Raw genomic sequence first — 22,766 nt, 5'->3', positions numbered from 1 at the left:
CGCAGAAGATTCACAGTCTCCTCAGTTATCCACAGGAGGCCGCGATGCTCGACACCCGTGCTGTGCACGCCGGACGCGACGACCTGGCCGCGCTCGGCGTCCACGTCCCGCCGATCGACCTGTCCACCACCTACCCGCTGCCCGACATCGACGCCGGCGGAGCGTCGTACGACGAACTCACCCAGGGCCGCGGCCCGGACGGCGGGAGCCTCGTCTACCAGCGCCTGTGGAACCCGAACGTGGCCCGCTTCGAGGACGCGCTGGCCGAACTCGAGCAGACCGACGGCGCGGTCGCCTTCGGCTCGGGCATGGCTGCGCTCACCGCGTGCCTGCTCGCCATCGTCGCGGCAGGCCGTACGCACGTGGTCGCCGTACGGCCCCTGTACGGCGGTACCGACCACCTGTTGTCCACAGGCCTCCTGGGGACAACCGTGACGTACGCCAAACCCACCGAGGTCGCGGGAGCGATCCGCCCGGACACCGGCCTGGTGATCGTCGAGACCCCGGCCAACCCGACGGTCGACCTGGTCGACCTGCGGTACGTCGTGACCGCGGCCGGCGACGTACCCGTCCTGGTGGACAACACGTTCGCCACGCCGGTCCTGCAGCAGCCGGCTCGGCACGGGGCGAGCCTGGTGTTGCACTCGGCAACCAAGTACCTCGGCGGCCACGGTGACGTCATGGGCGGCGTCGTTGCGGCCGGCGTGGGGTGGGTCGGCCGGCTCCGGCAGATCCGCGCTGTGACCGGTGGCCTGCTGCACCCGCTGGCGGCGTACGAACTGCACAGGGGACTGCAGACGCTGCCGCTGCGAGTACGGGCGCAGCAGGCGACCGCGATCAAGGTCGCGGATTGGCTGTCCGCGCAGCCCGGTGTCGAGCGCGTCCACTACCCCGGACTGAACGACCCGCAAGGCCTGATCGGGCGTCAGCAAGCCGGTCCGGGCGCCGTGCTCGCGTTCACCTTGACCGGAGGATTCGAGGCCGCGTCCAAGGTGGCCCGCAGGCTGCGGCTCATCACGCACGCGGTCTCGCTGGGCGGGGTCGACACCCTGATCCAGCACCCGGCCGCGCTCACCCACCGGCTGGTCGCATCAGAGGCGAAGCCTTCGGACGGCCTGCTCCGGCTGAGCCTCGGTCTGGAGGACCCGGAGGACCTGATCACCGACCTCCGGAACGCGCTCGACGGCTGATTCTTCTGACAGCAGAAAGTCTGCTCAGGGCAGATCCGGTCCGGGCGGCCTGCGACGGATGGCACACTCGATACAGGAGATCCGGAGGCGAGGAGGGCCCGTCGTGTTGCTACGCCAGGTGATCGGAAACGTGTTCCGCCGACTACGGCGTGAGCGGGGCATCACCCTGCGGGAGCTCGCCGAGCTCGCCCAGGTGTCGGTGCCGTACCTGTCCGAGATCGAGCGCGGCCGCAAGGAGCCCTCCTCGGAGATCCTCGCCGCGATCTGCCGCGCCCTCGACCTCCAGCTCACCGACCTGCTGGCCGAGGTCCAGTTCGACCTGACCACCGCGGTCCGGTCCAACCTGCCCGTCCACCTGCAGACCGCAGCGATCCGGGTCGAGCAGCGCACCCAGCGCATCCCGTCCGGTCCCCGGGCGTACTCGAATTCCCCCACGGCTTACGCATTGGTCGCCTAACCTGACCGGGTGACAGAGCTGAAGTACGTCGTCCGGTTCCCGGTCGACGATCGCGAGTTGTCCTTCCTGCACGCGGCCGCTTTCGAGAGCGAGCCGGAAGTACACGCCTGGGCCGAGCGGCTGGAGCGCTGGGCGCTGACCTGGGTCGGTGCGTTCAGCAACGATCAACTGGTCGGGTTCGTGCAGGTGAGCTGGGACGGCGGTGCGCATGCGTTCGTGCTGGACACCGCCGTCCATCCCGATCACGGCCGGCAGGGCATCGGCAAGCAGTTGGTGCTGACCGCGGCGTCGGAGGCCCGCGCCGCCGGATGCGAGTGGTTGCACGTGGACTTCGAGCCGCACCTCAGCGCGTTCTACCTCGACGCCTGCGGTTTCCGGCCGACCGACGCCGGGCTGCTCAAGCTTCGCTAGCGGTCAGGAACTCGGTCGCGATGCAGGACGTCAGGCACCGTTCCTTCGCGTCGCCGAGCAGGTCCGCGGTCCAGGTGGTGAACCCGCCGTCGCCGATCCCGTTGCCGATGCCGAGCCCGGTACCGGCGTAGTACGTCGCGCTCTTCGTCCGCTCGGTGTCCTCGGTGAACGGTACGCCGAGCGCAGGACGGACCGTGTCCTCGATCCGGTCCCGCAGCGCGGACTCCTTGAACGCGGTGAACGTCAACCCGGCCTTGTCGCCCAGCACGGCGTGCCAGAAGCCGAGGTGGTCGATCAGCAACTCCGCCTCGGTCCGGCACGATCCGGTGTCGCGCGCGCTCGACACCAGGACGAAGAGCTCGAAGTGTGCGGAGAACCCCGGCGTGTCGAACGGTTGCGCGCGGACCACCCGCTGGCAGGCCGCCAGGTGGACGCGGTCCTGGCCGGCGCGCCGTCGTACCGCGGCCTCGATCGCCAGCTCGTTGGTGGGGTCGCTGGCCACCTCGGTACCGCGGATCGTGCTGACGATCTGGTGCTGATTGATCGGCGCGACCGCGGAGCACGTCCCGAGCGGCGCGAGTGGTGAGAGCTGCACGCCCGCGAACTTCTCCGGCAGCAGCTCCCACAACCGCTGCTGGGTCTTCACCAGCTCGCGTGGGTCGACGGTCGACGGCCGCACGAACCGGTCCTGCTTCCAGCGCTCGAGCAGACGCGCCGGCTTGACCTTGGCCGCGCGCTCCCGGGTCACGTCGAGCAGGACGGACTGCAACTCGGACTGGCTCAATCCGTTCACCAGGGCATCCCGGCTGCCGTCCGGCAGCTTGGCCCAGAACCGTTCGCTGACCTCTCCCATCGCTCTACTCTGACGGAAATTCCCCGGGAGCCGCGCGCCATTTACCGGTATGGTCGAGGACATGAGACTTCCTCCACACCATTGACCCAGTGACCGAGCGCTGTCGGCCCGGATCATCGCCGTCAGCGCGCTGCACGACTTCATCCCGCTGTATCCGCTGTACCAGCTGTTCTTCTCCGACCACGGGCTGTCGGCTGCGCAGATCTCGCTGCTGTTCGTGATCTGGTCCGCGACCGGATTCGTCCTCGAGGTCCCGTCCGGCGCGTGGGCTGATGCGTACTCGCGACGCAAGCTGCTGATCCTCGGTGCCTTGATCAGCGGACTCGGGTACGCCGCCTGGATCACGCTGCCCTCGTTCGCCGGCTTCGCGTTGGGCTTCGTCCTCTGGGGCGCCTCGTCCGCGTTGATCTCGGGTACGTACGAAGCCTTTGTGTACGACGAACTCGCCGCCCGGGGCCGCGCCGAGCACTACCCGACCCTGCTGGGTCGCGCCCGCTCCGCCGCCTTGGTGACGAACCTCGCGGCAACCGTTGTCGCGGCACCCCTGTTCGACCTCGGCGGCTACATGCTCGCCGGAATGGTGAGCGTACTGAGCTGCCTTGTCGAGGCATTCGTGGCGTGGACGTTGCCTGAGTCCCGGCCGGTGGAGAGCGCGCGGGAGGCGGACGAGCCCGGCGCCAAGGCCGCCCTCGCGAACTACGTGCACATGTTGCGGACCGGTGTGTCCGAGGTGTTGACCAGTCGCGTCGTACGGCGGGCGGTGCTGTTGGTCGCGCTGCTGGGTGGATTCCTCGGGTTCGACGAGTACTTCCCGCTGCTCGCCCGCGAGACCGGTGCCGCGACCGGAGCGATCCCGTTGCTGATCGCGGGAACCGTTGCGGCACAGGCGATCGGCGGCGCACTGGCCGGACCTCTGTACAGGTTGCGTGCGGCAACGTTTGCCGGCGGTCTGGCGGTCACGGCCGTGCTGATCGCTGTCGGTGCGCTGAGCGGATCGCCGTGGGGCTTCCTGCCGATCGCGATCGGGTACGGCGTACTGCAGCTCGTGATCGTGGTGTCCGAGGCGCGCCTGCAGGACGCGATCACCGGACCGGCGCGGGCGACCGTGACATCGGTTTCGGGACTGTTCGCGGAGGTGTCGGCGATCGCGGTGTACGCCGGGTTCGCGGTCGGGTCGGTGTGGTTCACGATGTCGATCCTGGTCGCGGGCCTGACGATCCCGGTGCTGCTGACCGCGTTCGTCGTACCTGCCTCGTTGCCCGCGCCACGTAGTTCGGCGGCTGCCGAAGCGTCCGAGCCCTAGTGTCACATCATGGGTGGCGAAAACGTTGTACGAATATGAGGAAACAGGGTGCGCTTGCAGCGGGCGCGGCGGCGGTGACCGTGGTGTTGTGGGCGTCGGCGTTCGTTGCGATCCGGCACGTCGGACAGGGGATGTCCGCCGGCGCGCTGTCGCTCGGGCGGTTGCTCGTCGGCAGCGTGGTGCTCGGGTTCTTCGTGTTCGCCCGCCGGCGGCGCTGGCCTGCTCGGGCGGACTGGAAATTGTTGCTCGTGTGCGGTCTGTTGTGGTTCGGCGTCTACAACCTGGCGCTGAACGAGGCCGAGCGGCATCTCGATGCGGGCACGACGGCGATGCTCGTGAACATCGGGCCGCTGCTGATCGCCTTGCTGGCTGGGCTCTTCCTGCATGAGGGATTCCCGCAACGGTTGGTGATCGGGAGTTTGGTCGCGTTCGGCGGCGTCGTCGTGATCGGGCTGTCGTCGTCCGGTGGTGGGACCGAGGTGTGGGGCGTGGTGCTGTGCTTGGTCGCGGCGGTGGCATACGCGATCGGTGTCGTGTCACAGAAGCCGCTGCTCGGGCGGCTTCCCGCGTTGGAGGTCACCTGGCTGTCCTGCGTGATCGGTGCGGTTGCTTGTTTGCCGTTCGGGCCTGCCCTGGTTCGCGAGGTGCGGCCGTCGAACGTTTGGTGGATCGTTTTTCTTGGCGCGTTTCCGACCGCGATCGCCTTTACTACTTGGGCTTACGCGTTGGCTCGGACCACCGCGGGGCGGATGGGCGCAACGACGTACCTGGTTCCGCCGCTGGCGATCGCGCTCGGGTGGCTGTTGCTCGGCGAGAGTCCGGCGCCGCTCGCGTTCGGCGGTGGTGCGTTGTGCCTGGTCGGCGTCGCGATCTCGCGTTATCGCGCGAAGCCGGCCACCAGGGTGGACAGGCCCGACTCGAAGCCGCTGTCGAAGTCGTAGGCGAGACCGTCCGGTCCCAGTTCGTTGACGATCCGGGTCAGGGTCGGCGCCTTGTCCTCTGGGAGGGCGCGGACCTGGGCCAGGAGATCGGGCGCGAGCTCGAAGGTCTCACCGCGGACGGACGTCTCGCCGAGGCTGAAACCGTGGATGAAGTCGATCAGCGTGTTCGCGGCCTCGAAGATCTGGCGTGGGGCCAGGCCGGCACGATCGAGGGCACGGTAGAACGGCTCCATCGTGACCACGACGACGTTCGACACCGCCGCCGGGTCGGACAGCACCTGGAGTGCGAGGTTCGGGTGGGCGCGGAGGCCGTTCCGGTAGGCGCGGGCGGCGTCCTTCAGTTGCTCGTCCCAGGGCACGCTGTCGCCGGGGTCGGGTAGCTCGAGTTCGGCGAAGACCAGCTCGGCGAGGCCGGCCAGGACGGCGGCCTTGTTCGGCAGGTGGTGGTACAGCGACATCGGGTTCACCTTCAACGTCGCCGCGAGCCGGCGCATGGTCAGCGCGTCGATGCCCTCGGCGTCGACAATCCGCAGCGCGGCGAGCAGGATCGCCTCCCGGCTGAGCCGCTCCTCCCCCGCCCGCGGTCGTCCGGAACGGTTGCCGACGTTAACCATACGCCGTATGGTACATAATCGTACAGTGTATGGATTGAGTTCGGAGGAGGACGGGATGCAGCCGTTGGCGGGGAAGGTGGCGCTGGTCGCCGGGGCGACTCGGGCGGCGGGCCGGGGAATCGCGGTGGAGCTCGGCGCGGCCGGCGCGACCGTGTACGTGACCGGGCGGAGCACGCGGGCGCGACGATCCGAGATGGATCGCCCGGAGACGATCGAGGAAACGGCGGAGCTGGTCGACAAGGCCGGCGGGCGCGGGATCGCCGTACCGGTGGATCATCTGGATCCCGCGCAGGTCCGGGCGCTGGTCGAGCGGATCGAGCGCGAGCAGGGCGCGCTGCACATCCTGGTGAACGACATCTGGGGTCAACACGGCGAACCCGAGTGGGACAAGACCGTCTGGGAGAGCGACCTCGATGCGGGCCTGCGACTACTGCAGCTCGGGGTGAACACGCACGTGATCACAGCGCACTACGCGCTCCCGCTGCTGATCAAGTCGCCCGGCGGCCTGGTGATCGAGATGACCGACGGTACGAACGAGTTCAACGCGGAGAACTACCGCGTCTCGTTCTTCTACGACGTCGCGAAGGGCGCGGTCAGCCGGGTCGCGTTCGCGCTGGCGCACGAGCTGGACAAGTACGACGCAACCGCCGTACTCCTCACGCCCGGCTGGCTCCGCTCGGAGGCGATGCTGGAGGCCTTCGGCGTCCGCGAGGACAACTGGCAGGACGCCACCGAACGCATCCCGCACTTCGCGATCTCCGAAAGCCCGTCCTACGTCGGCCGAGCCGTAGCAGCCCTGGCAGCCGACCCCGACGTCCGCCGCTGGAACGGCAAATCCACCTCCAGCGGCGAACTGGCCCAGCTCTACAACTTCACCGACCTGGACGGCTCCCGCCCCGACGCCTGGCGCTACCTCACCGAAGTACAACAACCAGGCAAACCAGCCAACACCACCGGCTACCGCTAAGCGCACTGCGCCTGGGCGGGTCTGTGGGTGTTGTTGGGCTGGAGGTTGTGGGGTGGGCAGGGGGTGTTGCCGGGGCCTGATGAGGTGACTGGCTCGGCTGTGGAGGACAGGGCTGGGTGGGGGTGGGCGGCGGCTAGTGGAATGCCGAGGGTGGAGGCCAGCGTCAGCAGGTCACGGCGGGAGGTGACTGCGGTGGCGGGGTCGCGTTCGTAGACGTACGTCAGCTCGGGCCGACGGACCTGCGCGGGGTGCACGAACACGTCCCCGGCGAGGATCGCCCGGTCCGTGACCACCGACTGATGCCCTGGCGTGTGACCCGGCGTCGGCACCAGCCGCATCCCGCCAAGCACCGTTTCGCCCGTCACCACCCGCAGCTGACCGGCCTCCTCGATCGGCCGGATGCGTTGCGTGTACGTCGTCCCGCCACGCACGTACTCGAGCTCATCCCGCTGCACCACGTACTCCGCCCGCGGAAACAAGGGCCGCACCCCATCGGACGCCCACCCCACGTGATCCAGATGCACATGCGTCAACACGACCGCATCCACCTCCGCGACCTCCACCCCCACCCGCCCCAACAACCCAGGCAACCGCCCCGCAACCCCCAGCCACTCAGCCGCCTCCCCACCCGCAGGCCCAACCCCCGCATCCACCAACACCACCCGCGACCCCTCAACCACCAAGAAACTATGAAAATGCAGCAACCACCCCTCCCCCACCACATTCCCCGGCACCACCCGCCCAGCCCACTCCTCATCCCCCACATCCCACCCCACCAACGCCTCCCCCACCCCCTCAGGAAACACAGCCACCGCATCACACAACACAGTCACGTCCACGGCCAACACCCCTCCCACCCCACCGGAAACCCCATCTCAGACAAGCTCCGCCCACAGGCAGGAATCTCCTGATCTACCAATTGACGAAGCTCTGCAACCCAGTCACTTCGGCCGACCGTCTGCAAGAGATACGCCAGCACGCACAGCGTCGAGTAGATGCGATTGTGCGTCATCTGCAGGCCGCTCAGCTGACGTAACTCCGGCACGGCGGCAAGTGGGCGTGGCGCAATCTGGTAGACGAGGTGCCGATTCCACAACCGTGAATGATGAGCGCAGATGTTGCGAACGTAGTTGAGCACCCGGAGCCAGTTGCCGAGGGCGTGACCGTTCCCTGCGCCACGCTCGTCAAGGATGCCGAGATCGACGGCGATCGCCGCCCGGTCGGCGGACTTGAGCCCCCGGTACAAGTGTGCGGTGGATCCGAAGTCCAGGATCTCGGTCACCACCCACACCGGCAGCCGGCCGTCGTACTTCGTCTGGAAATGAACGACGAAGTCCTCGGACGAGCGAGCCTGACCCGCGAGGACCCGGCCCAGCCAGTCGTCGTAGTGGCTGGGTCGGCCTCGGATGGATCGCGTGAACTGGCCGTCGAGGTTCGCCGGGGAGAGGTGCGCATACGCCCCACGCTTGCCCAAGGTGAAGCCGATCATCACGCGAAGCGCGATTTCGACGCGCTCGATCGCGTCCAGGACATGCAGCTTGAGGCGCCGGTCGGCGTCGTACAGCCGGACAACCGTGGAGAACTTCGTCCCGTCGACGAACTGGTCGGCGCGTTGTCGGGAGCCGAGTTGCCGGCGGTACGGGTACCAATAGCCGCTCAATCGGTAGTAGCCGATCACGCTCAGCAGTTCGGCGGCTGCGGCGGGATCGTCGATGACCATGCCTCTGCTCTCGAGCAGTTCGACTTGGGCCTCGAAGGACAGGTGTGGCTTGGCATAGGAAGGCACTGGGAAATCCCCGGGAAAAAAGACGACCAGCCCGTGCCCGAGTGGGCAGAGGGGCTGGCCTTGCTACTGACAGTGTATCCGGATTTGGGGGGTGGGGGCAGGTGGATTGTGTGCCTGTGGATATCAGGGGAGGAGCATCCAGGTGGCGAGGGTTGTCATTAGGAGGGCTATGGCTGTGTCCAGGTATTGCCAGGAGCGGGGGCGGGCGAAGGTGGGGGTTAGTTTGCGGGAAAAGAAGCCTAGGGAGAAGAACCAGGTGAAGCTGGCGGTTACTGCGCCTAGGCCGTAGAGCCAGCGGCCCATGGTGCCTCGTTGGTTGGCCAGGGAGCCTAGGAGGACGACGGTGTCGAGGTAGACGTGCGGGTTCAGGTACGTGAAGCCCAGGCAGGCCAGGACGACAGTGCGCAAGGCGGCGGGGGCATTGCTGGTGGGGGTTATGGCGCTGGGGTTGAAGGCGCGTCTCGCGGCGAGGAAGGCGTACGTGTAGAGGAACGCGGCGCCGCCCCACTTCGCGATGTCCAGGGCGAGTTGGCTGCGGGTGAGGAGGGCGCCCAGGCCGAGGATGCCGCTGGAGATGAGCAGGGCGTCCGAGAGAGCGCAGGTCAGTACCACCGGGAGTACGTGTTCGCGGCGGAGGCCTTGGCGGAGGACGAATGCGTTCTGGGCGCCGATCGCGACGATCAGGGACAGTGCCGTGGCGAAACCGGCGAGGTAGGGCATGTCTCGACAGTAAGGACACCCAGGCCATCAAGCCAGCTAAAGATTTTCACGCACCATTAGAATGACTTCACCATGCAATTCGACTCCGTGCAGCTCGAGACCTTCGTGGCAGTCCTTGACGAGGGCAGCTTCGACGCGGCCGCGCGCCGTCTGAGCGTCACACCGTCCGCGGTGAGCCAACGAATCAAGGCGTTGGAGAGCCGTCTGGGTCAGGTCGTGGTGATGCGCGGCAAGCCCGCTCGGGCGACCGCGGCGGGGGAGGCGTTGCTCCGGCTCGCGCGTCAGGTCGCGTTGCTCGAGGTCGAGGCGATCGCCGCCGTCCGCGGTACGGTCGACGCGCAGCGGATCCCCCTCGCGGTGAACGCCGACTCGCTGAACAACTGGTTCCTGCCCGCGATGCTCGACCTGTCCCGGACGCACGACGCGCGGTTCCTGGTCCACCAGGAGGACGAGGAGCACTCCGCGGAGTACCTGCGCAACGGCACGGTGCTGGCCGCGGTCACGGCCGATCCGCGCCCGGTGCAGGGCTGTCGCGTCGTACCGCTCGGAAAGATGCGGTACCTCCCACTCGCCACCCCGGAGTACGCCGATCGCTGGCTGACCGGGAAACCGTTGCCGGAGGCCCTTGCCGAGGCGCCGATGGTGATCTTCAACGAGAAGGACGTGCTGCAGCACCGCCTGGTCAGCAAGGTCACGCGGCGCAAGCTGGATCCGCCGTCGCACGCGATCCCGGCGTCCGCGCCGTTCCACGAGGCGGTCCGGATCGGCCTCGGCTGGGGGATGATCGAGGATCAGGTGGCCGGCCCCGAGCTGGCCGCCGGCCGCCTGGTGGAGGTTGCCCCAGGCAAGTACGTCGACGTGCCGTTGTACTGGCAGCACTGGAAGCTCGAGTCCGGCATCCTCGACGCGCTCACAGCCGCCGTACTGCGAGCCGCCACGGCCGGCCTTCGCAGACCAAAGCGCTGAGCCGCCGTCAGTCCCAGCGCAACGCCATCGGGTTGTCCGCGGGAATCAGCCCGTCAGCCATGAGTACGGCGCTCAACGGGTGAACCAACTCGTGCAACTCGGTAGACAAGACATCTCCCAGCGCCCGCCAGCCCTGATCCGCCAGCGCATCCGTCGTGTCCTCGACCTGCTGCCGCAGCGCGATCCCGTCAGCAGTCAGCGCACCCGAACCATCGAGCAGCCCACGCTCGCGAAGATCGTCGGACGCCGCCGCCCACTCGTCGTCGCTCCACCGCCGGTTGACCTGGAAGACCTCCTTGGCCGGCCCACCCGCCGCGGAGATCGTCACCAGCGCCTGACAAGGGCTGAGCCCAGCGGCAACCAACGCCGCAACGTGCCCATCACCCCGCGATTCGCGCAGAATCGTCGTCGCGTGCCACAGCACCAGGTGCGGCTCTGTTGGCCATTCCAACGCTGCATTCGCCGCCGCGAGTACTCGCCCGGCGGTAGGCGCCAGCTCCGCCGCCCGCCGGGCAAGCTCGGCCGCGCGGTCGAACACGCCACTAGACCATACGGTTTGGTATGGAGGCGTGCCGGACAGCCGTCGGACGGCGTTGTCGACAGCTCCGAGGCGTGCGTCGAGGAGTTGCGCGGGGGTGGCGTAGGTCCACGCGTCGGGCAGCGACCGCGCCACCATCGCGGGGTGGAAGTTGTAGAACACCGAGCTGACGATCTCCGGACCGACCGCACCCAACGGCGCGGCCCGACACCCGAAGTAGCTCATCCATCCGCCCTTGAGCCCGAGCGCGTCGGTCGCCTGCCGAGTCTCCGGCGCGAAGTAGGTGACCGCATGGAACGGCTCGAGCGCCTTCCACATCCGGCGAGCGCGATTCATGGCAAAGGACGGTACATGACGTGCAGACCGACGTAACCGAGTTTTGGGTGGTCGAAGGCTTCTGGGACTGTGCCGGCGATGCGGAAGCCTAGGGACTGCCAGAGGTGTACGGCGGGGTGGTTCGTCTCGACCACCGCGTTGAACTGGATCGAGCGGAACCCGGTCCGGCCGGCCCAGGCGATCATGTCCTCGCAGAGCGCCCGCCCGACACCCTTGCCGCGGGCCGCGCTGTCGACCATGAAGCTGGCGCTGGCCACATGCCGGCCGGGACCGGGCCGGTTCGGGTACATGTTGGCGCTGCCGAGAACGGTGCCGTCGGCATCGACCGCGACCGTCGTCCGGGCCAACGGTGAGCTGGACGGCGACATCCACAGCGCCTGCGCCTGCTCCTCGGTGAGCTCCGGATCGTAGGTGTACGTCTCGCGCGCGGCGACGATCTGATGAAAGAACGGCCAGATGGCCGGCCAGTCGTCAGCGGTCGCGTCCCTGATTTCGACAGTCATCTTGCGAGAAGCATCACCCGATGTTCGCCGGATGCCAAGGGGATTGCCGATAGGGTTGTCGGGGATGAGTAGATCCGTGATCCAAGGTCTCCCGCGCTGGACCCTCGTTGTGCCCGTGCTCGCCTTTCTCGATCTGGTGTTGTCGTGGCATCGCCACCTCGGCACGGTGCTGCTGATTCTGGTCTGCGTCGGGCTCGGCGCGGCCGTGTTCGCGGCCGTCCACCACGCCGAGGTCGTCGCGCACAAGGTCGGTGAGCCGTTCGGGACGTTGATCCTGGCGCTCGCGGTCACGGTCATCGAGGTCGCGCTGATCGTGACGCTGATGGCGTCCGGTGGCGACAAGGCCGCGTCGCTCGCGCGGGACACCGTGTTCGCAGCGGTGATGATCACCTGCAACGGCATCCTCGGCCTCGCGCTGGTCGTGGGCTCGTTGCGCCACCGCGTGCAAGGCTTCCGCGTACAGGCGTCGTACTCCGCCCTCACGGTGATGACCGCGCTGGTCACGCTCAGCCTGGTGCTGCCGACGTTCACCACGAGCGCGCCGGGGCCGCGGTTCAGTGCGGCGCAGCTCGCGTTCGCCGGGGTCACCTCGCTCGTGCTGTACGGCGTGTTCGTGTTCATCCAGACGATCCGGCACCGCGACTACTTCCTCCCGGTCAGCCCGGACGGTGACGTCGACGAGGACGAGGACCACCACGCCGCCGCACCGAGCACGGCGACCGCCCTGCTCAGCCTCGCGCTGCTGTTCGTCTGCCTGATCTCGGTAGTAGGCCTCGCGAAGACCGTCTCGCCCAACCTGGAACACGCTGTCCAGTCGGCCGGGCTGCCACTGTCGGTGGTCGGTGTCGTGATCGCGATGCTCGTACTGCTGCCGGAGACGATTGCCGCCGTCCGCGCCGCGCTGCGGAATCGCCTCCAGACGAGCGTCAACCTCGCGCTCGGCTCGGCGCTGGCCAGCATCGGCCTGACCATCCCCGCGATCGCGATCGCCTCGATCTGGCTGAGCGGACCGCTCGTCCTCGGCCTCGGCGGCAAGGAGATGGTGCTGTTCGCGCTGACCGTCGTGACCGGCATGCTCACGCTGTCGACCGGCCGCGCGACGCTACTGCAAGGCGCCGTTCACCTGTCCGTGTTCAGCGCCTTCATCTTCCTCGCGATCAGCCCCTAGCGCGGCTTCTCCATCCACCACTCGATGAATTCGTATGCACGGTCCTTCTCCATCCGGATCACCCACAGATTGCTGAACTCGCCCGGCGGATTCGTCAGGTACGTCGTCCAGCCGCGGACGAACGCCACGCCGTCCCCGAAGCCGAGCACTTCGTACTCGAAGGTCGTCTCGCCCGGCGCGTCCGCGATCTCCAGCCAGGCGTCGACGATCGCCTCCTGACCGACCACGGCCGGCTCGTCGGGGCGCCGGTACCAGGCCGCGTCATCGGTCCAGAGCGCCGCGATGTCCTTCGGATCGTTGCTCTCCCACGCCTTCCGGTACTTCTGCACCCAGCGGTCGAGGTCCTTCTCCTTCACGCGATCCGCCGGTGGTTGAGGACGACCGCCGCCGGTTGCGCCAGTACGCCGGGATGCTCGCGGGGGTCCGCGTCGTACGTGACGAGGTTGCCCGCGCCGCTCAGTCCGAGGTACTCCTGCGCGCCCGTCGACGCGGCGGTGATCGCCTGCTCGACGGACAGCCCGTGCTTGACCAGCATGTCGATCTCGCCCGCGACCGTGCCGACCACGTCGGACCCGGTCAGTACGCGGACGCCGTACCGCTCGGCGAGCGGGAGGATCGACGCGAGGTACGCCGACCGCTCCTCGCGGCGGGCCCTCTGCTCGGGGGTCTCGTCCGGGCTCGGGCTGACCGAGGCGCACAACGTCGGCGTCCACGCGCCGCCGCGGGCGCCGAGTACCTCCAGGTCCTGCTCGGTGAGCGCCGTACCGTGTTCGACCGAGTCGATCCCCGCCTGGATCAGGCCGGTCACATGGTCGGTGTTGACGTGCGCGGCGACGCGGGCGTTGCGCGAGTGCGCGAGCTCGAGCATCGCCGCGACCAGGTCGAGGTCGTACGTCGGGCTGATCTTGCTGCCCCGGATCGGGCCGTCCGGGCCGACTTCGGGGAAGTCGCCGACGAGCTTCAGCCAGGTCGCGCCGTCGGCGATCTCGGCCTCGACGGCCGCCAGCAGATCCTCGGGCGCGACCGGCTCGTACGCCCGCGGGAAGTACACTCCGGCCGGTGCGAGGAAACGGCCGGCCGCGAGTACGAGCGGGCGCCCGTCGTCCGCGGAGCGCGCCAGCCGGAGCGTGACGTCACGATTGCCGCCGACGTCCCGGAGCGCACTGACGCCGGCCTCGGCCAGCTCGGTCAGTCGCTCGGCGGCGAAGTCCTCGCCGCGCGGGACCGGTCCGTCCGGAGTCGCGGCCAAGGTCAGATGACAGTGCGAGTCGACCAGGCCCGGTACGGCGTACCGGCCGGGCAGTGGTTCTCCGTCCGTGGTCGCGCCGAAGGTCAGGCGGGTGGTGTCTCCGCTGGGGAGGACGGTTCCTTCGAAGACCCAGGTCGTCATGGCTCCATCGTGCCCCAGATCACGTCGAGGCCGACTTGAACATGTTCAAAAGATTGCCGTACGGTCAGCGGTATCAGAGATTTGAACGTGTTCAAGATGTGGGGTGGATGATGGATCTGACAGTCACGACGTACCTGCTCTACCTGCTGATCGCGGTGCCGCTGACCGTCTGGGTGGCCCGGACGCTGAGCCGGTACGGGCGGATCTTCCTGGTCGACGTGTTCCACGGGAACGAGGACATCGCGGATGCGGTGAACCGGCTGCTGGTGGTCGGGTTCTACCTGCTCAACCTCGGGTTCGTGACGCTGTTCCTGCGCAGCGGGACCGGGGTCGAGAACGCCAGCGGGATCTTCGAGCAGCTCAGCGTGAAGCTCGGGATCGTCATGCTCGTGCTCGGGGTCGTACACCTGACGAACGTGTGGATCTTCAACAAGATCCGCAACCGGAGCAAGCTCGACACGATGACGCGGCCGCCGGTGCCGCCGAACGACACCGTCCAGGGCCCTGGCTTCGTGGGTGGGCAGCCGCCGATGTGGCCGATCGAGCATGCGTGAACTGACGGTGCTGTACGACGCTGGGTGCCCGCTCTGCCGCCGGTTCAAGGACTGGCTCGCAGGGCAGCGGCCGGCGCCGGACGGGTACGGCGGGGTGGTGCGGTTGCGGTTCGTCGCGGCGGGGTCGGCGTACGCGCGGGCGCTCTATCCCGCGCTCGACCACGCGGCGACGTTGCGGGACATCACCGTGGTTGCCGACGACGGGTCCGTATACGTGGGGGACCGGGCGTGGATCGTCTGCCTGTGGGCCACGGGGGAGCACAGGCATACCGCGGTACGGCTGGCGAGTCCGGCGATGCGGCCGGTCGCGCGGGCGATGGTGCAGGTGGCGGCTGGACTGCGGCGGTTGACTGGAGGTGATTACGCTGACGGGTGTGACGGACGGTGCGACCGCGAAGGGCGAGCAGACGCGTGAGCTGATCCTGTCCACCGCGTTGCGGTTGTTCCGCGAGCAGGGGTACGGGAAGACCACGATGCGTGCGATCGCCACCGAGGCGGGCGTCTCGGTCGGGAACGCGTACTACTACTACGGTTCCAAGGACCACCTGATGCAGGCGTACTACGACCTGCTGCAGCACCAGCACCGCGAGGCGGTCGAGTCCGTACTCGCCACCGAGACGGCGTTCGTTCCGCGCATGGTCGGCGTACTGCGGGCCTGGCTGGACGTCGCCGCGCCGTACCACGAGTTCGCGGGGACATTCTTCAAGACGGCTGCCGATCCTCGTAGTCCACTCTCGCCCTTCAGTGAGGAGTCCCGCCCGGCGCGGGACGCGAGCGTGGAGATCTTCCGCCGGGTCGTCGACGGGTCGGATCTGAAAGTGCCCGCGGAGCTGCGGTCCGAACTGCCCGAGCTGCTCTGGCTTTTGCAGATGGGGATCGTGCTGTTCTGGGTCCACGACCAGTCCGACGACGTACGCCGTACGCGCACGCTGATCGACCGCGCCGTACCGCTCGTGGACCGGCTGCTCCGGTTGACCCGGATCCCGGGTGTGCGCGGCGTGACCAACGATCTCGTCGGGCTGATCCGCTCGGTCAAGCCGTAGTTCTACTCGCCGGTCGAGCCGTCGATGCGTTCGCGGAGCAGGTCGGCGTGGCCGTTGTGGCGCGAGTACTCCTCGATCATATGGATGTAGAGGTAGCGGACCGAGTACGGTCCGTCGTGGCCGGGGCGGATGAACGTACTGTCGAGCGAGTGGCTCGCGGCGAGTTCGTCGGACCGGCGGACGATCTCGCGGTAGTCGGCGATGTCCTGTTCGGCCTGCTCCGGGCTGACCAGGTCGAAGTCGCCGTCGGGGTGTTCGGCGGTCCAGTACTTCGGAGGCGAGTCGTGGCCGGCCAGCGCGCGGTGGAACCAGTACTTCTCGACCTCGCCCAGATGCCGGACCAGACCGATCAGCGACATGCTGGACGGATCGACCGCGCGCTCGGTCAGCTGCTCGGTGGAGAGATTCGACACTTTCCACAGGAGCGTCCCGCGGTGGTAGTCGAGAAAGCCCTGCAGCAGCGTGCGTTCGTCGGCGTCCGTGGGCGGGTCGACCCGAAACTGTTCCGTCACAGGCAGCAGTTTAGGGAGGGCCGGGTGGAATATCGGGCGGGTTGGTCCGGTTGATGCCGTAAACTGGTCTCGACGGCCCGCCCAGTTCTGCCTCGGGCCGGTGCGCGCAAACACCTTGCGCCAGCAGTCGACCACCACGCGCCGCGGCCGCACCGGCCGCGCCGGGCAGGACGACCCCCGATCTTTTGGAGTACTTCTATGGCGGCCCGCCGCCCCACGCACAACCACCCCACGTCCCAGACCAGCACGTCCACAACCGGTGCGGCGCGTCCGCGCCGCCGGCGCCGTACCGGTGCCGCTCGCAACCAGCAGTCCGCCGGTCGCGTTGAGGTTGCTGTGAGCAACGATCTGGAGACCCTCGGCGACGACGTCGTCGAGACAGTTGCCGATGACAACCGTACGTTCGCGGACCTCGGCGTACCTTCCGCTCTGGTCACCGCGCTGGCTGCGGCCGGCGTGACCAAGCCGTTCCCGATCCAGGCGGCCACGTTGCCGGATTCGCTGGCCGGCAAGGACGTTCTCGGTCGTGGCCGCACCGGCTCCGGCAAGACGTACGCGTTCGTGCTGCCCGTTCTCGCGCGGCTCGCGGCGTCCACTACGAAGCGCCGGCCGAACCACCCGCGGGCGCTGATCCTCGCGCCGACGCGGGAGCTCGCGACCCAGATCCAGGCGTCGATCGCACCGCTGGCCGACAAGCTCGGTCTGCGTTCGATGACGATCTTCGGCGGGGTCGGTCACGGCCCGCAGATCACCGGCCTGCGCAAGGGCGCCGACATCGTCGTCGCCTGCCCGGGCCGCCTCGAGGACCACGTCCAGGCCGGGCACGCGAAGCTCGGTGCGGTCGAGATCACCGTGCTCGACGAGGCCGACCACATGGCCGACCTCGGCTTCCTGCCCGCGGTACGCCGGATTCTCGAGCAGACCCCGGCCGACGCGCAGCGGTTGCTGTTCTCGGCCACGCTGGACGCCGGTGTCGACGTACTGGTCCGTCGGTTCATGACCGATCCGATCACGCACAGCGTGGACTCGGCGCGGTCGCCGGTCGCGCGGATGACGCACCACGTCCTGCACGTTCAGTCCGACGCGCGGCTCCCGGTGCTCGTCGACCTGACCGCGGCGCCGGGTCGTTCGCTGGTGTTCACGCGGACGAAGTACGGCGCGAAGGCGCTGACGAAGAAGCTGATCGCCCAGGGCGTGCCCGCCGTCGAGCTGCACGGAAACCTGTCGCAGGGTGCGCGGACGCGGAACCTGGAGGCGTTCTCGGACGGTACGGCGCGGACGCTGGTCGCGACCGACATCGCGGCCCGTGGGATCCACGTCGACGGTGTCACGCTGGTCATCCACGCTGACCCGCCGGTCGAGCACAAGGCGTACCTGCACCGCTCGGGCCGCACGGCCCGCGCCGGTGCCGAGGGCACCGTCGTCACGCTGATGACCGACGACCAGGTCCGCGACGTCCGCGACCTGACCCGCAAGGCGGGCATCGCCCCGACGATCACCAAACTCGACGCCACCCACCCGCTGCTCACCGAGCTGGCTCCGGGCGACCGCACCTACGTCGCCCCGTCGGTCAAGGAGCCCGTCACCGGGCAGTCCACCGGCAAGCGCAGCTCGGGCAGCTCACGCTCGGGCGGCTCACGCTCGGGCAGGCGGCCGGCCGCCACCCGATCCGAGACGAACGGACGCCCGTCCGAGGCGCGCCGCTCCGAAGGCAGCCGGGCAGACGCCGCACGCTCCGGCACCCCGAGCCGCCGCCCTTCCCGCCGCACCCGCCGCCGCCCCGCCAACCAACAAGCCGCCTAACCCACCCACCCGTCACCGTCTCCTCTCGTCGTTCGTTCGCGCAGAGCGAGACGTGGCGGGTTACCGTTTGGGGGGTGTGTTGGGTGAGTGAGGGGTATTGATGCGGATCCGTACGGTGCTGAACGATCTCGTGCCGGGTGCGCTCGGGGTGACCGACTCGCACGATCATCTGTTCTTCCGGTCTGCGGCGTTGCCGGAGGACCAGGAGCTTGATGACGAGGCGGGTGCGGTTGCCGAGGTGCGGGCGTTTGCGGACGCCGGTGGGCAGGCGATCGTGCAGTGGACTCCGCACGGGCTGAACCGGCGTGCCGACCTGCTGCCCGGGATCTCGACCAGCACGGGGGTCGCGATCGTCGCGGCGACCGGTCTGCACCGGCGGGAGCACTACCCCGACGGGTACGTCGACAAGATCCACGACGAGCTCGCGGAGATCTTCGTCCGCGAGCTGACGACCGGAATCGGCGACACCCAGATCCGCGCCGGCCTGATCAAGATCGCCGGCGGTTTCCACATCCTCGACGCGCACGCCGAGCACGTCATGCGCGCCGCCGCCGAGGCCCATCACGCGACGAACGCGCCGATCGCCGTACACCACGAGCTCGGCTCCGCCGCGGACGCCGTACTCGATCTGCTCGTCGACCGACTCGACGTCCACCCGGCCGCCGTCGTCCTCGGGCACCTCAACCGGTTTCCGGACCACCGCGCGCACCTCGAGCTGGCGCGGCGCGGCGCCTGGCTGGCCTTCGACGGACCGTCGCGGGCGAACAACGCGACCGATCCGCGACTGATGGATTGCCTCGCCGCGCTCATCGACGCCGGGTACGGTGACAGCCTGCTGCTCGGCGGCGACACCACGACCGCCCGCGCCCGCGCGTCGACCGGCGAAGGTCCGGGAATGCCCTACCTGCTCACCCACCTCCGTCCGCGGATCACGCAGTACTTCGGTGCGGAAGTTGCCGACAACGTGTTCCGCAACAACCCAGCGCGCGCCTTCGCCACGGATTGGCGAGCATAACGGTACGTTCCGGGGCATGAGCGTGATCGCGCAGATCTTCGTCGTCGTCGCGGGGCTGTTCCACCTGGCCGTGTTCGCCATGGAGAGCCTGCTGTTCCGCAAGCCGAGCACGTACCAGCGTTTCCTGGTGCAGGAAAACGATGTCGAGGCCACCCGCCCGTGGGCGTTCAACCAAGGCTTCTACAACCTGTTCCTGGCGATCGGCGCCCTCGGCGGCCTGATCTGGGGCGGCGACAAGGGCCACGCGATCGCGCTGTTCGCCTGCGCGTGCATGGCGGGCGCGGGCGTCGTACTGCTCGCCTCCGACCGCCGGATGCTCCGCGCGGCCGCCGCCCAGGCCGTCCCCCCGCTCCTCGCGCTCGTGCTCGCCGCGGTCCTCTAGGAAATAGTTGACTTAAAGCCCACTTGAGGACGGATCGTTCTCGGCATGACGACAGTACTCATGCCGCGACTCCGTCGCGGCGGGCCACGGGGCTGTAACTCCCGTCCTTCCCTCGTCGCTCCGGTCGCTCCGCTCCCTCCGCTCCTCAGTCCAGGACGGGAGGCCCCGTGACCGGGCTTGCCGAGCCGGCGACCGGGACCGACGGCGTCCTCTCCCCGCAGTACCGTGCGCTGACGATCGGCATGGTCGCGCTGATCACGCTGGTCGCGTTCGAATCGCTGGCGGTCGCGACCGCGATGCCGACGGTCGCGCAGGCGCTCGACGGGCTGAGCCTGTACGCGCTCGCGTTCGGCGGTCCGCTCGCTTCCGGTGTGGTCGCGATGGTTGTCTCCGGCACCTGGAGCGACCTGAAGGGGCCGACCCGGCCACTCTGGCACGGTACGGCGTGGTTCCTGGCGGGGTTGGTGATCGCAGGATTCGCGCCCTCGATGGAGGTGCTCGTCGTCGGGCGGATCATCCAGGGATACGGCTCCGGCCTGCTGACGGTTGCGTTGTATGTCATCGTGGGGCACCTGTACCCGGCCCGCCTGCGGCCGCGGATCTTCGCCGCGTTCGCAACAGGATGGGTCGTGCCATCGTTGGTCGGACCAGCGATCGCCGGATTGATCGTCGAACACGCGAGCTGGCGTCTGGTCTTCCTCGCCGTACCGGTCCTCGCGATACCCGCAGCGCTGGTGATGCGGCCGGGGCTGGCGCAGGGCAGCGGGTACGACGTACGCCCGGGCAGGCTGTGGGACAAGCGCGCGATGTGGGCGGTGGCGGCTGCAGTCGGCGTCGGGTTGCTGCACTACGGCGGCCAGCAGCGTGGCGTCGTACAGCTCGTCCTGTTGGCGGTCGGGCTGGCCGGGGTGATCGCGTTCGGTCCGCGGTTGTTGCCCAAAACAACATTCACGTTCGGGCGCGGACTGCCGTCGGTGGTCGCCTTGCGCGGGTTGGTGGCCGCTTCCGGGTTCGGTGCCGAGGTGTTCCTGCCGCTGATGCTGACTCGGGAGCGCGGGTTGTCGCCGGCGCTGGCCGGATTGGTGCTGACCGTCAGCGCGCTGAGCTGGACCGCGGCGTCGTGGTACCGCGGGCGCCCGAACCAGCCGTTCGCGCACAGCGTCTTCCTGCAGGGCGGGATGATCCTGATCGTGCTCGGCATCGCGACCGCCACCCTCACGCTGAACCAGCACGTACCGGTCCTGGTCGGGATCCTCGGCTGGAGCCTGACCGGGCTCGGGATGGGTACCGTTTTCCCGACGCTGTCAGTGCTCGTGCTGGAGTACTCCGAACGGGACGAGCAGGGCGCGAACAGCTCCGCCGCACAGCTCAGCGACTCGTTGTCCACGGCAACGGTGCTCGCGATCGGCGGGTCGCTGTTCGCCGCGATGGAGCCGCATTCCGCGGTCACGGCGTACGTCGTGGCGTTCGGATTCCCGGCGCTGCTCGCGCTGCTCGGAGTGCTGGCGGCCCGCCGTACCGCCTGATCCTCGGTGCCGGTCGGCACGAGTGGGATTGGTCACCGGCGCGCCGGGTCGCGTTGACCGGGGTTCGGGTTGGGCCGTACGGTTCGGGAGTCAACCTGCGGTGCCATGAGGGAAGCCGGTGAGAGTCCGGCGCGGCCGCGCCACTGTGATCGAGCTTCGGCTCGTAAGTCAGGACGCTCGGGCACTGCAGCCTTTCGAAGGGGACGCGCACTTCCCCAGGAGGTTCAGTTCAGATGGCAGCTCCTGCCCGCACCGTCGCCGTACCGGCGATTTCTCCGAAGCTTCTCGCCGCCGCGCTGCTCAGCGTCGGTGTGCTGTTGCTGCTCGCGTACCTGGTCGGCTTCGACCAGGGGGCCGTGTCCCGCTCGGGCATGTACCTGCACGAGCTGATGCACGACGGTCGGCACCTGCTCGGCGTGCCCTGCCACTAGATCGGATGCGCACCTTCGGATCGCTCCTGGTGCGCGGACTGATCGTCGGACTCTTCGCCGGCCTGCTGGCCGGAACGTTCGCCTACGTGATGGGCGAGCCGCGTGTCGACGCGGCGATCGCGATCGAAGAGGCCGGCGCCGCGCACTCACACGACCACGGCCACGAGGAAGAAGCACCACTCGTGAGCCGCGAAGGCCAGAAGGTCGGCCTGTTCCTCGCGACCAGCCTGTACGGCGTGGCGCTCGGCGGGCTGTTCGCCGTCGGGTTCACGCTGCTCCGCCGCAAGCTCCGTACCGGGAACGACGCGCACGCCGCGCTGGGCCTCGCCGCGGCGGGCTTCGTCGGCATCGTTCTGGTCCCGTTCTTCAAATACCCACCCAATCCGCCCGCGGTCGGGGACCCGGACACGATCACGAAGCGGACCGTCACGTACCTGCTGACGCTGGTGATCGGCCTGCTCGCGGTCTGGGCCGGTGTCGCGCTGTCGCGCTGGGCGGAGCGGTACGGCGAGGTCGCCCGGCTCGCGGGCGGTGTCGTCGGACTCGTCGCGACCGTGGTCGCGGCGTACCTGATCCTGCCGCGGATCAACGAGGTTCCGGAGGCCTTCCCCGCTACGCTGCTGTGGCAGTTCCGGTTCGCCTCGCTCGGTACGCAGGCGACGCTGTGGCTCCTGCTCGGATTCGGGTACGCGGCCGCGGTGGACCGCCGGCCGGCCCGAGAAAAGGTGACAGTTTGACGGAGTTGAAGACCTTCCCCGCCCCACCGCCGCTGTCGTTGACCTTGATCGCGCACGCCCTGACGCCCGCGCTGCGCGGACTCGTCCTCGGCGGCGACGCCGAGCCGGATCCGGCGAGCGTCGAGGCGGCGCGGGAGCTCAAGTTCGCGGCCGATGCGGTGTACGCCGGCCCCGAGCGGGCCGCCGTACGGACAGCTGCTGCCCTGGGGTTCGAAGACCCCGTGGTCGAGCCCGCACTGCGGGACCGTGAGTACGGCGAATGGACCGGCCGCGACCTCGAAGAGCTGCTCGGCGAGGATCCGCAGCGGGTGTCGGCGTGGCTCGAGCGGCCGCACACGGCGACGCCCGGTGGCGAGTCCGAGAACGATGTGCTGATCCGGGTCGCGGACTGGCTCGGCGACCTGGTCGAGCGGCACGACGAACGGACCTCGGTCGTCGCTGTCGTCCATCCCGCGGTGGTCCGGGCGGTCGTCCTGTACGCCGTGGACGCGCCGGCGGAGTCGCTCCGGCACGTCGACGTACGTCCGCTGGCCGCGGTCCGCCTGTCACACCACTCGGGCAACTGGTCGCTGGCCTTCGGAAGCATCTCCTGACAAACTGCGGTAGGCCCGGTCTCACGC

28 protein-coding genes and 1 riboswitch are annotated in these 22,766 nt (G+C 68.7%); of the genes, 18 read left to right on the top strand and 10 right to left on the bottom strand.

Translation table 11 applies throughout. The features are described from left to right. Positions 1 to 44 precede the first annotated feature (44 nt). The 3 genes from FB475_RS14735 (at position 45) to FB475_RS14725 (ending at position 2,058) form a co-directional block, all read left to right on the top strand. Positions 45 to 1,190: a trans-sulfuration enzyme family protein gene (locus FB475_RS14735; protein ID WP_141856365.1), complete on the top strand. Its 1,146-nt coding sequence runs from the start codon at positions 45 to 47 to the stop codon at positions 1,188 to 1,190. A 103-nt stretch (positions 1,191 to 1,293) separates the two neighbouring features. After that, a complete protein-coding gene (locus tag FB475_RS14730; protein ID WP_141856363.1) occupies positions 1,294 to 1,647 on the top strand; it encodes a helix-turn-helix domain-containing protein in 354 nt (117 codons plus the stop codon). 9 nt (positions 1,648 to 1,656) lie between these two features. Continuing rightward, positions 1,657 to 2,058: a GNAT family N-acetyltransferase gene (locus tag FB475_RS14725; RefSeq protein WP_141856361.1), complete on the top strand. Its 402-nt coding sequence runs from the start codon at positions 1,657 to 1,659 to the stop codon at positions 2,056 to 2,058. Here the strand turns inward: FB475_RS14725 and FB475_RS14720 are convergent. After that, on the bottom strand, positions 2,045 to 2,911 hold the full coding sequence (locus FB475_RS14720) for a hypothetical protein (RefSeq protein WP_238332150.1): 867 nt from the start codon (positions 2,909 to 2,911) through the stop codon (positions 2,045 to 2,047). The genes FB475_RS14725 and FB475_RS14720 overlap by 14 nt on opposite strands. Before the next feature lie 100 nt (positions 2,912 to 3,011). Between FB475_RS14720 and FB475_RS14715 the strand changes: the two genes are divergently transcribed. Both FB475_RS14715 and FB475_RS14710 read left to right on the top strand, forming a co-directional pair. Further along, positions 3,012 to 4,214 (top strand): MFS transporter, encoded by a 1,203-nt coding sequence (locus FB475_RS14715; protein WP_141856359.1) that lies wholly within the window; start codon positions 3,012 to 3,014, stop codon positions 4,212 to 4,214. Positions 4,215 to 4,249: 35 nt separating this feature from the next. Further along, positions 4,250 to 5,155 carry a DMT family transporter gene (locus FB475_RS14710; protein ID WP_141856357.1) on the top strand — a complete coding sequence of 302 codons (906 nt, stop codon included), beginning with the start codon at positions 4,250 to 4,252 and terminating at the stop codon, positions 5,153 to 5,155. Here FB475_RS14710 and FB475_RS14705 read toward each other — a convergent pair. Then, positions 5,092 to 5,769 (bottom strand): TetR/AcrR family transcriptional regulator, encoded by a 678-nt coding sequence (locus FB475_RS14705; RefSeq protein WP_141856355.1) that lies wholly within the window; start codon positions 5,767 to 5,769, stop codon positions 5,092 to 5,094. The two genes, FB475_RS14710 and FB475_RS14705, sit on opposite strands and share 64 nt — an antisense overlap. Before the next feature lie 34 nt (positions 5,770 to 5,803). Here FB475_RS14705 and FB475_RS14700 point away from each other — a divergent pair, with 34 nt between their 5' ends. Then, positions 5,804 to 6,736: an SDR family oxidoreductase gene (locus tag FB475_RS14700; RefSeq protein ID WP_238332149.1), complete on the top strand. Its 933-nt coding sequence runs from the start codon at positions 5,804 to 5,806 to the stop codon at positions 6,734 to 6,736. On the opposite strand, the gene FB475_RS14695 is transcribed toward FB475_RS14700, so the two are convergent. From FB475_RS14695 to FB475_RS14685, 3 genes are all read right to left on the bottom strand, one after another. Then, a complete protein-coding gene (locus FB475_RS14695; RefSeq protein WP_272952066.1) occupies positions 6,733 to 7,416 on the bottom strand; it encodes an MBL fold metallo-hydrolase in 684 nt (227 codons plus the stop codon). The two genes, FB475_RS14700 and FB475_RS14695, sit on opposite strands and share 4 nt — an antisense overlap. Positions 7,417 to 7,565: 149 nt before the next feature. Beyond that, a complete protein-coding gene (locus FB475_RS14690; RefSeq protein WP_141856351.1) occupies positions 7,566 to 8,456 on the bottom strand; it encodes an Abi family protein in 891 nt (296 codons plus the stop codon). 189 nt (positions 8,457 to 8,645) lie between these two features. Next, a complete protein-coding gene (locus tag FB475_RS14685; RefSeq protein ID WP_141856347.1) occupies positions 8,646 to 9,242 on the bottom strand; it encodes a LysE/ArgO family amino acid transporter in 597 nt (198 codons plus the stop codon). 72 nt (positions 9,243 to 9,314) lie between these two features. On the opposite strand from FB475_RS14685, the gene FB475_RS14680 reads away from it, so the two are divergent. After that, positions 9,315 to 10,208 carry a LysR family transcriptional regulator ArgP gene (locus FB475_RS14680; protein ID WP_141856342.1) on the top strand — a complete coding sequence of 298 codons (894 nt, stop codon included), beginning with the start codon at positions 9,315 to 9,317 and terminating at the stop codon, positions 10,206 to 10,208. A gap of 7 nt (positions 10,209 to 10,215) precedes the next feature. Here the strand turns inward: FB475_RS14680 and FB475_RS14675 are convergent, their stop codons facing one another. Both FB475_RS14675 and FB475_RS14670 read right to left on the bottom strand, forming a co-directional pair. Next, positions 10,216 to 11,082 (bottom strand): SCO6745 family protein, encoded by an 867-nt coding sequence (locus FB475_RS14675; RefSeq protein WP_141856340.1) that lies wholly within the window; start codon positions 11,080 to 11,082, stop codon positions 10,216 to 10,218. Further along, positions 11,079 to 11,585, bottom strand: coding sequence for a GNAT family N-acetyltransferase (locus FB475_RS14670; protein WP_141856338.1), 507 nt, complete (start codon positions 11,583 to 11,585; stop codon positions 11,079 to 11,081). Before FB475_RS14670 ends, FB475_RS14675 begins: the two co-directional genes overlap by 4 nt. Before the next feature lie 64 nt (positions 11,586 to 11,649). Here FB475_RS14670 and FB475_RS14665 point away from each other — a divergent pair, with 64 nt between their 5' ends. Then, positions 11,650 to 12,753 carry a calcium:cation antiporter gene (locus FB475_RS14665; protein ID WP_141856336.1) on the top strand — a complete coding sequence of 368 codons (1,104 nt, stop codon included), beginning with the start codon at positions 11,650 to 11,652 and terminating at the stop codon, positions 12,751 to 12,753. On the opposite strand, the gene FB475_RS14660 is transcribed toward FB475_RS14665, so the two are convergent. Together FB475_RS14660 and FB475_RS14655 are read right to left on the bottom strand one after the other, a co-directional pair. Then, positions 12,750 to 13,109: a YybH family protein gene (locus FB475_RS14660; protein WP_141856334.1), complete on the bottom strand. Its 360-nt coding sequence runs from the start codon at positions 13,107 to 13,109 to the stop codon at positions 12,750 to 12,752. The genes FB475_RS14665 and FB475_RS14660 overlap by 4 nt on opposite strands. Further along, positions 13,106 to 14,143, bottom strand: a complete 1,038-nt coding sequence (locus FB475_RS14655) for an amidohydrolase family protein (protein ID WP_141856332.1) — start codon at positions 14,141 to 14,143, stop codon at positions 13,106 to 13,108. Before FB475_RS14655 ends, FB475_RS14660 begins: the two co-directional genes overlap by 4 nt. 107 nt (positions 14,144 to 14,250) lie before the next feature. On the opposite strand from FB475_RS14655, the gene FB475_RS14650 reads away from it, so the two are divergent. The 3 genes from FB475_RS14650 to FB475_RS14640 are packed head-to-tail and all read left to right on the top strand — an operon-like array spanning position 14,251 to position 15,740. Then, positions 14,251 to 14,697, top strand: coding sequence for a hypothetical protein (locus FB475_RS14650; protein ID WP_202878330.1), 447 nt, complete (start codon positions 14,251 to 14,253; stop codon positions 14,695 to 14,697). Then, positions 14,690 to 15,112, top strand: a complete 423-nt coding sequence (locus FB475_RS14645) for a thiol-disulfide oxidoreductase DCC family protein (protein ID WP_141856330.1) — start codon at positions 14,690 to 14,692, stop codon at positions 15,110 to 15,112. The genes FB475_RS14650 and FB475_RS14645 overlap by 8 nt, the downstream gene beginning before the upstream one ends. Further along, complete coding sequence (locus FB475_RS14640) at positions 15,072 to 15,740, top strand: TetR family transcriptional regulator (protein WP_141856328.1); 669 nt, start codon at positions 15,072 to 15,074, stop codon at positions 15,738 to 15,740. Before FB475_RS14645 ends, FB475_RS14640 begins: the two co-directional genes overlap by 41 nt. A 2-nt stretch (positions 15,741 to 15,742) precedes the next feature. Here FB475_RS14640 and FB475_RS14635 read toward each other — a convergent pair whose 3' ends face one another. Continuing rightward, complete coding sequence (locus tag FB475_RS14635; RefSeq protein WP_141856326.1) at positions 15,743 to 16,252, bottom strand: DinB family protein; 510 nt, start codon at positions 16,250 to 16,252, stop codon at positions 15,743 to 15,745. Between the two features lie 336 nt (positions 16,253 to 16,588). Here FB475_RS14635 and FB475_RS14630 point away from each other — a divergent pair, with 336 nt between their 5' ends. The 7 genes from FB475_RS14630 to FB475_RS14600 all read left to right on the top strand — a co-directional run bounded on the left by FB475_RS14630 (position 16,589) and on the right by FB475_RS14600 (position 22,739). Next, positions 16,589 to 18,055 (top strand): DEAD/DEAH box helicase, encoded by a 1,467-nt coding sequence (locus FB475_RS14630; protein ID WP_238332148.1) that lies wholly within the window; start codon positions 16,589 to 16,591, stop codon positions 18,053 to 18,055. Between the two features lie 100 nt (positions 18,056 to 18,155). Further along, positions 18,156 to 19,070 carry a phosphotriesterase family protein gene (locus FB475_RS14625; RefSeq protein WP_141856322.1) on the top strand — a complete coding sequence of 305 codons (915 nt, stop codon included), beginning with the start codon at positions 18,156 to 18,158 and terminating at the stop codon, positions 19,068 to 19,070. A 16-nt stretch (positions 19,071 to 19,086) separates the two neighbouring features. Continuing rightward, positions 19,087 to 19,452: a DUF1304 domain-containing protein gene (locus tag FB475_RS14620; RefSeq protein WP_141856320.1), complete on the top strand. Its 366-nt coding sequence runs from the start codon at positions 19,087 to 19,089 to the stop codon at positions 19,450 to 19,452. 167 nt (positions 19,453 to 19,619) lie between these two features. Continuing rightward, positions 19,620 to 20,978: an MFS transporter gene (locus tag FB475_RS14615; RefSeq protein ID WP_238332147.1), complete on the top strand. Its 1,359-nt coding sequence runs from the start codon at positions 19,620 to 19,622 to the stop codon at positions 20,976 to 20,978. Between the two features lie 95 nt (positions 20,979 to 21,073). Further along, positions 21,074 to 21,168, top strand: a riboswitch (adenosylcobalamin (AdoCbl) riboswitch). Positions 21,169 to 21,211: 43 nt separating this feature from the next. Further along, a complete protein-coding gene (locus FB475_RS14610; protein ID WP_141856318.1) occupies positions 21,212 to 21,409 on the top strand; it encodes a CbtB domain-containing protein in 198 nt (65 codons plus the stop codon). 5 nt (positions 21,410 to 21,414) lie between these two features. After that, positions 21,415 to 22,146, top strand: coding sequence for a CbtA family protein (locus FB475_RS14605; protein ID WP_141856316.1), 732 nt, complete (start codon positions 21,415 to 21,417; stop codon positions 22,144 to 22,146). Further along, complete coding sequence (locus FB475_RS14600) at positions 22,143 to 22,739, top strand: histidine phosphatase family protein (protein WP_238332146.1); 597 nt, start codon at positions 22,143 to 22,145, stop codon at positions 22,737 to 22,739. Before FB475_RS14605 ends, FB475_RS14600 begins: the two co-directional genes overlap by 4 nt. Positions 22,740 to 22,766 lie beyond the last annotated feature (27 nt).

Source organism: Kribbella jejuensis (assembly GCF_006715085.1).
Lineage (GTDB): Bacteria > Actinomycetota > Actinomycetes > Propionibacteriales > Kribbellaceae > Kribbella > Kribbella jejuensis.
Note: the sequence above shows the minus strand (reverse complement) of the source record. Positions and strands in the feature narration are given on the sequence as shown.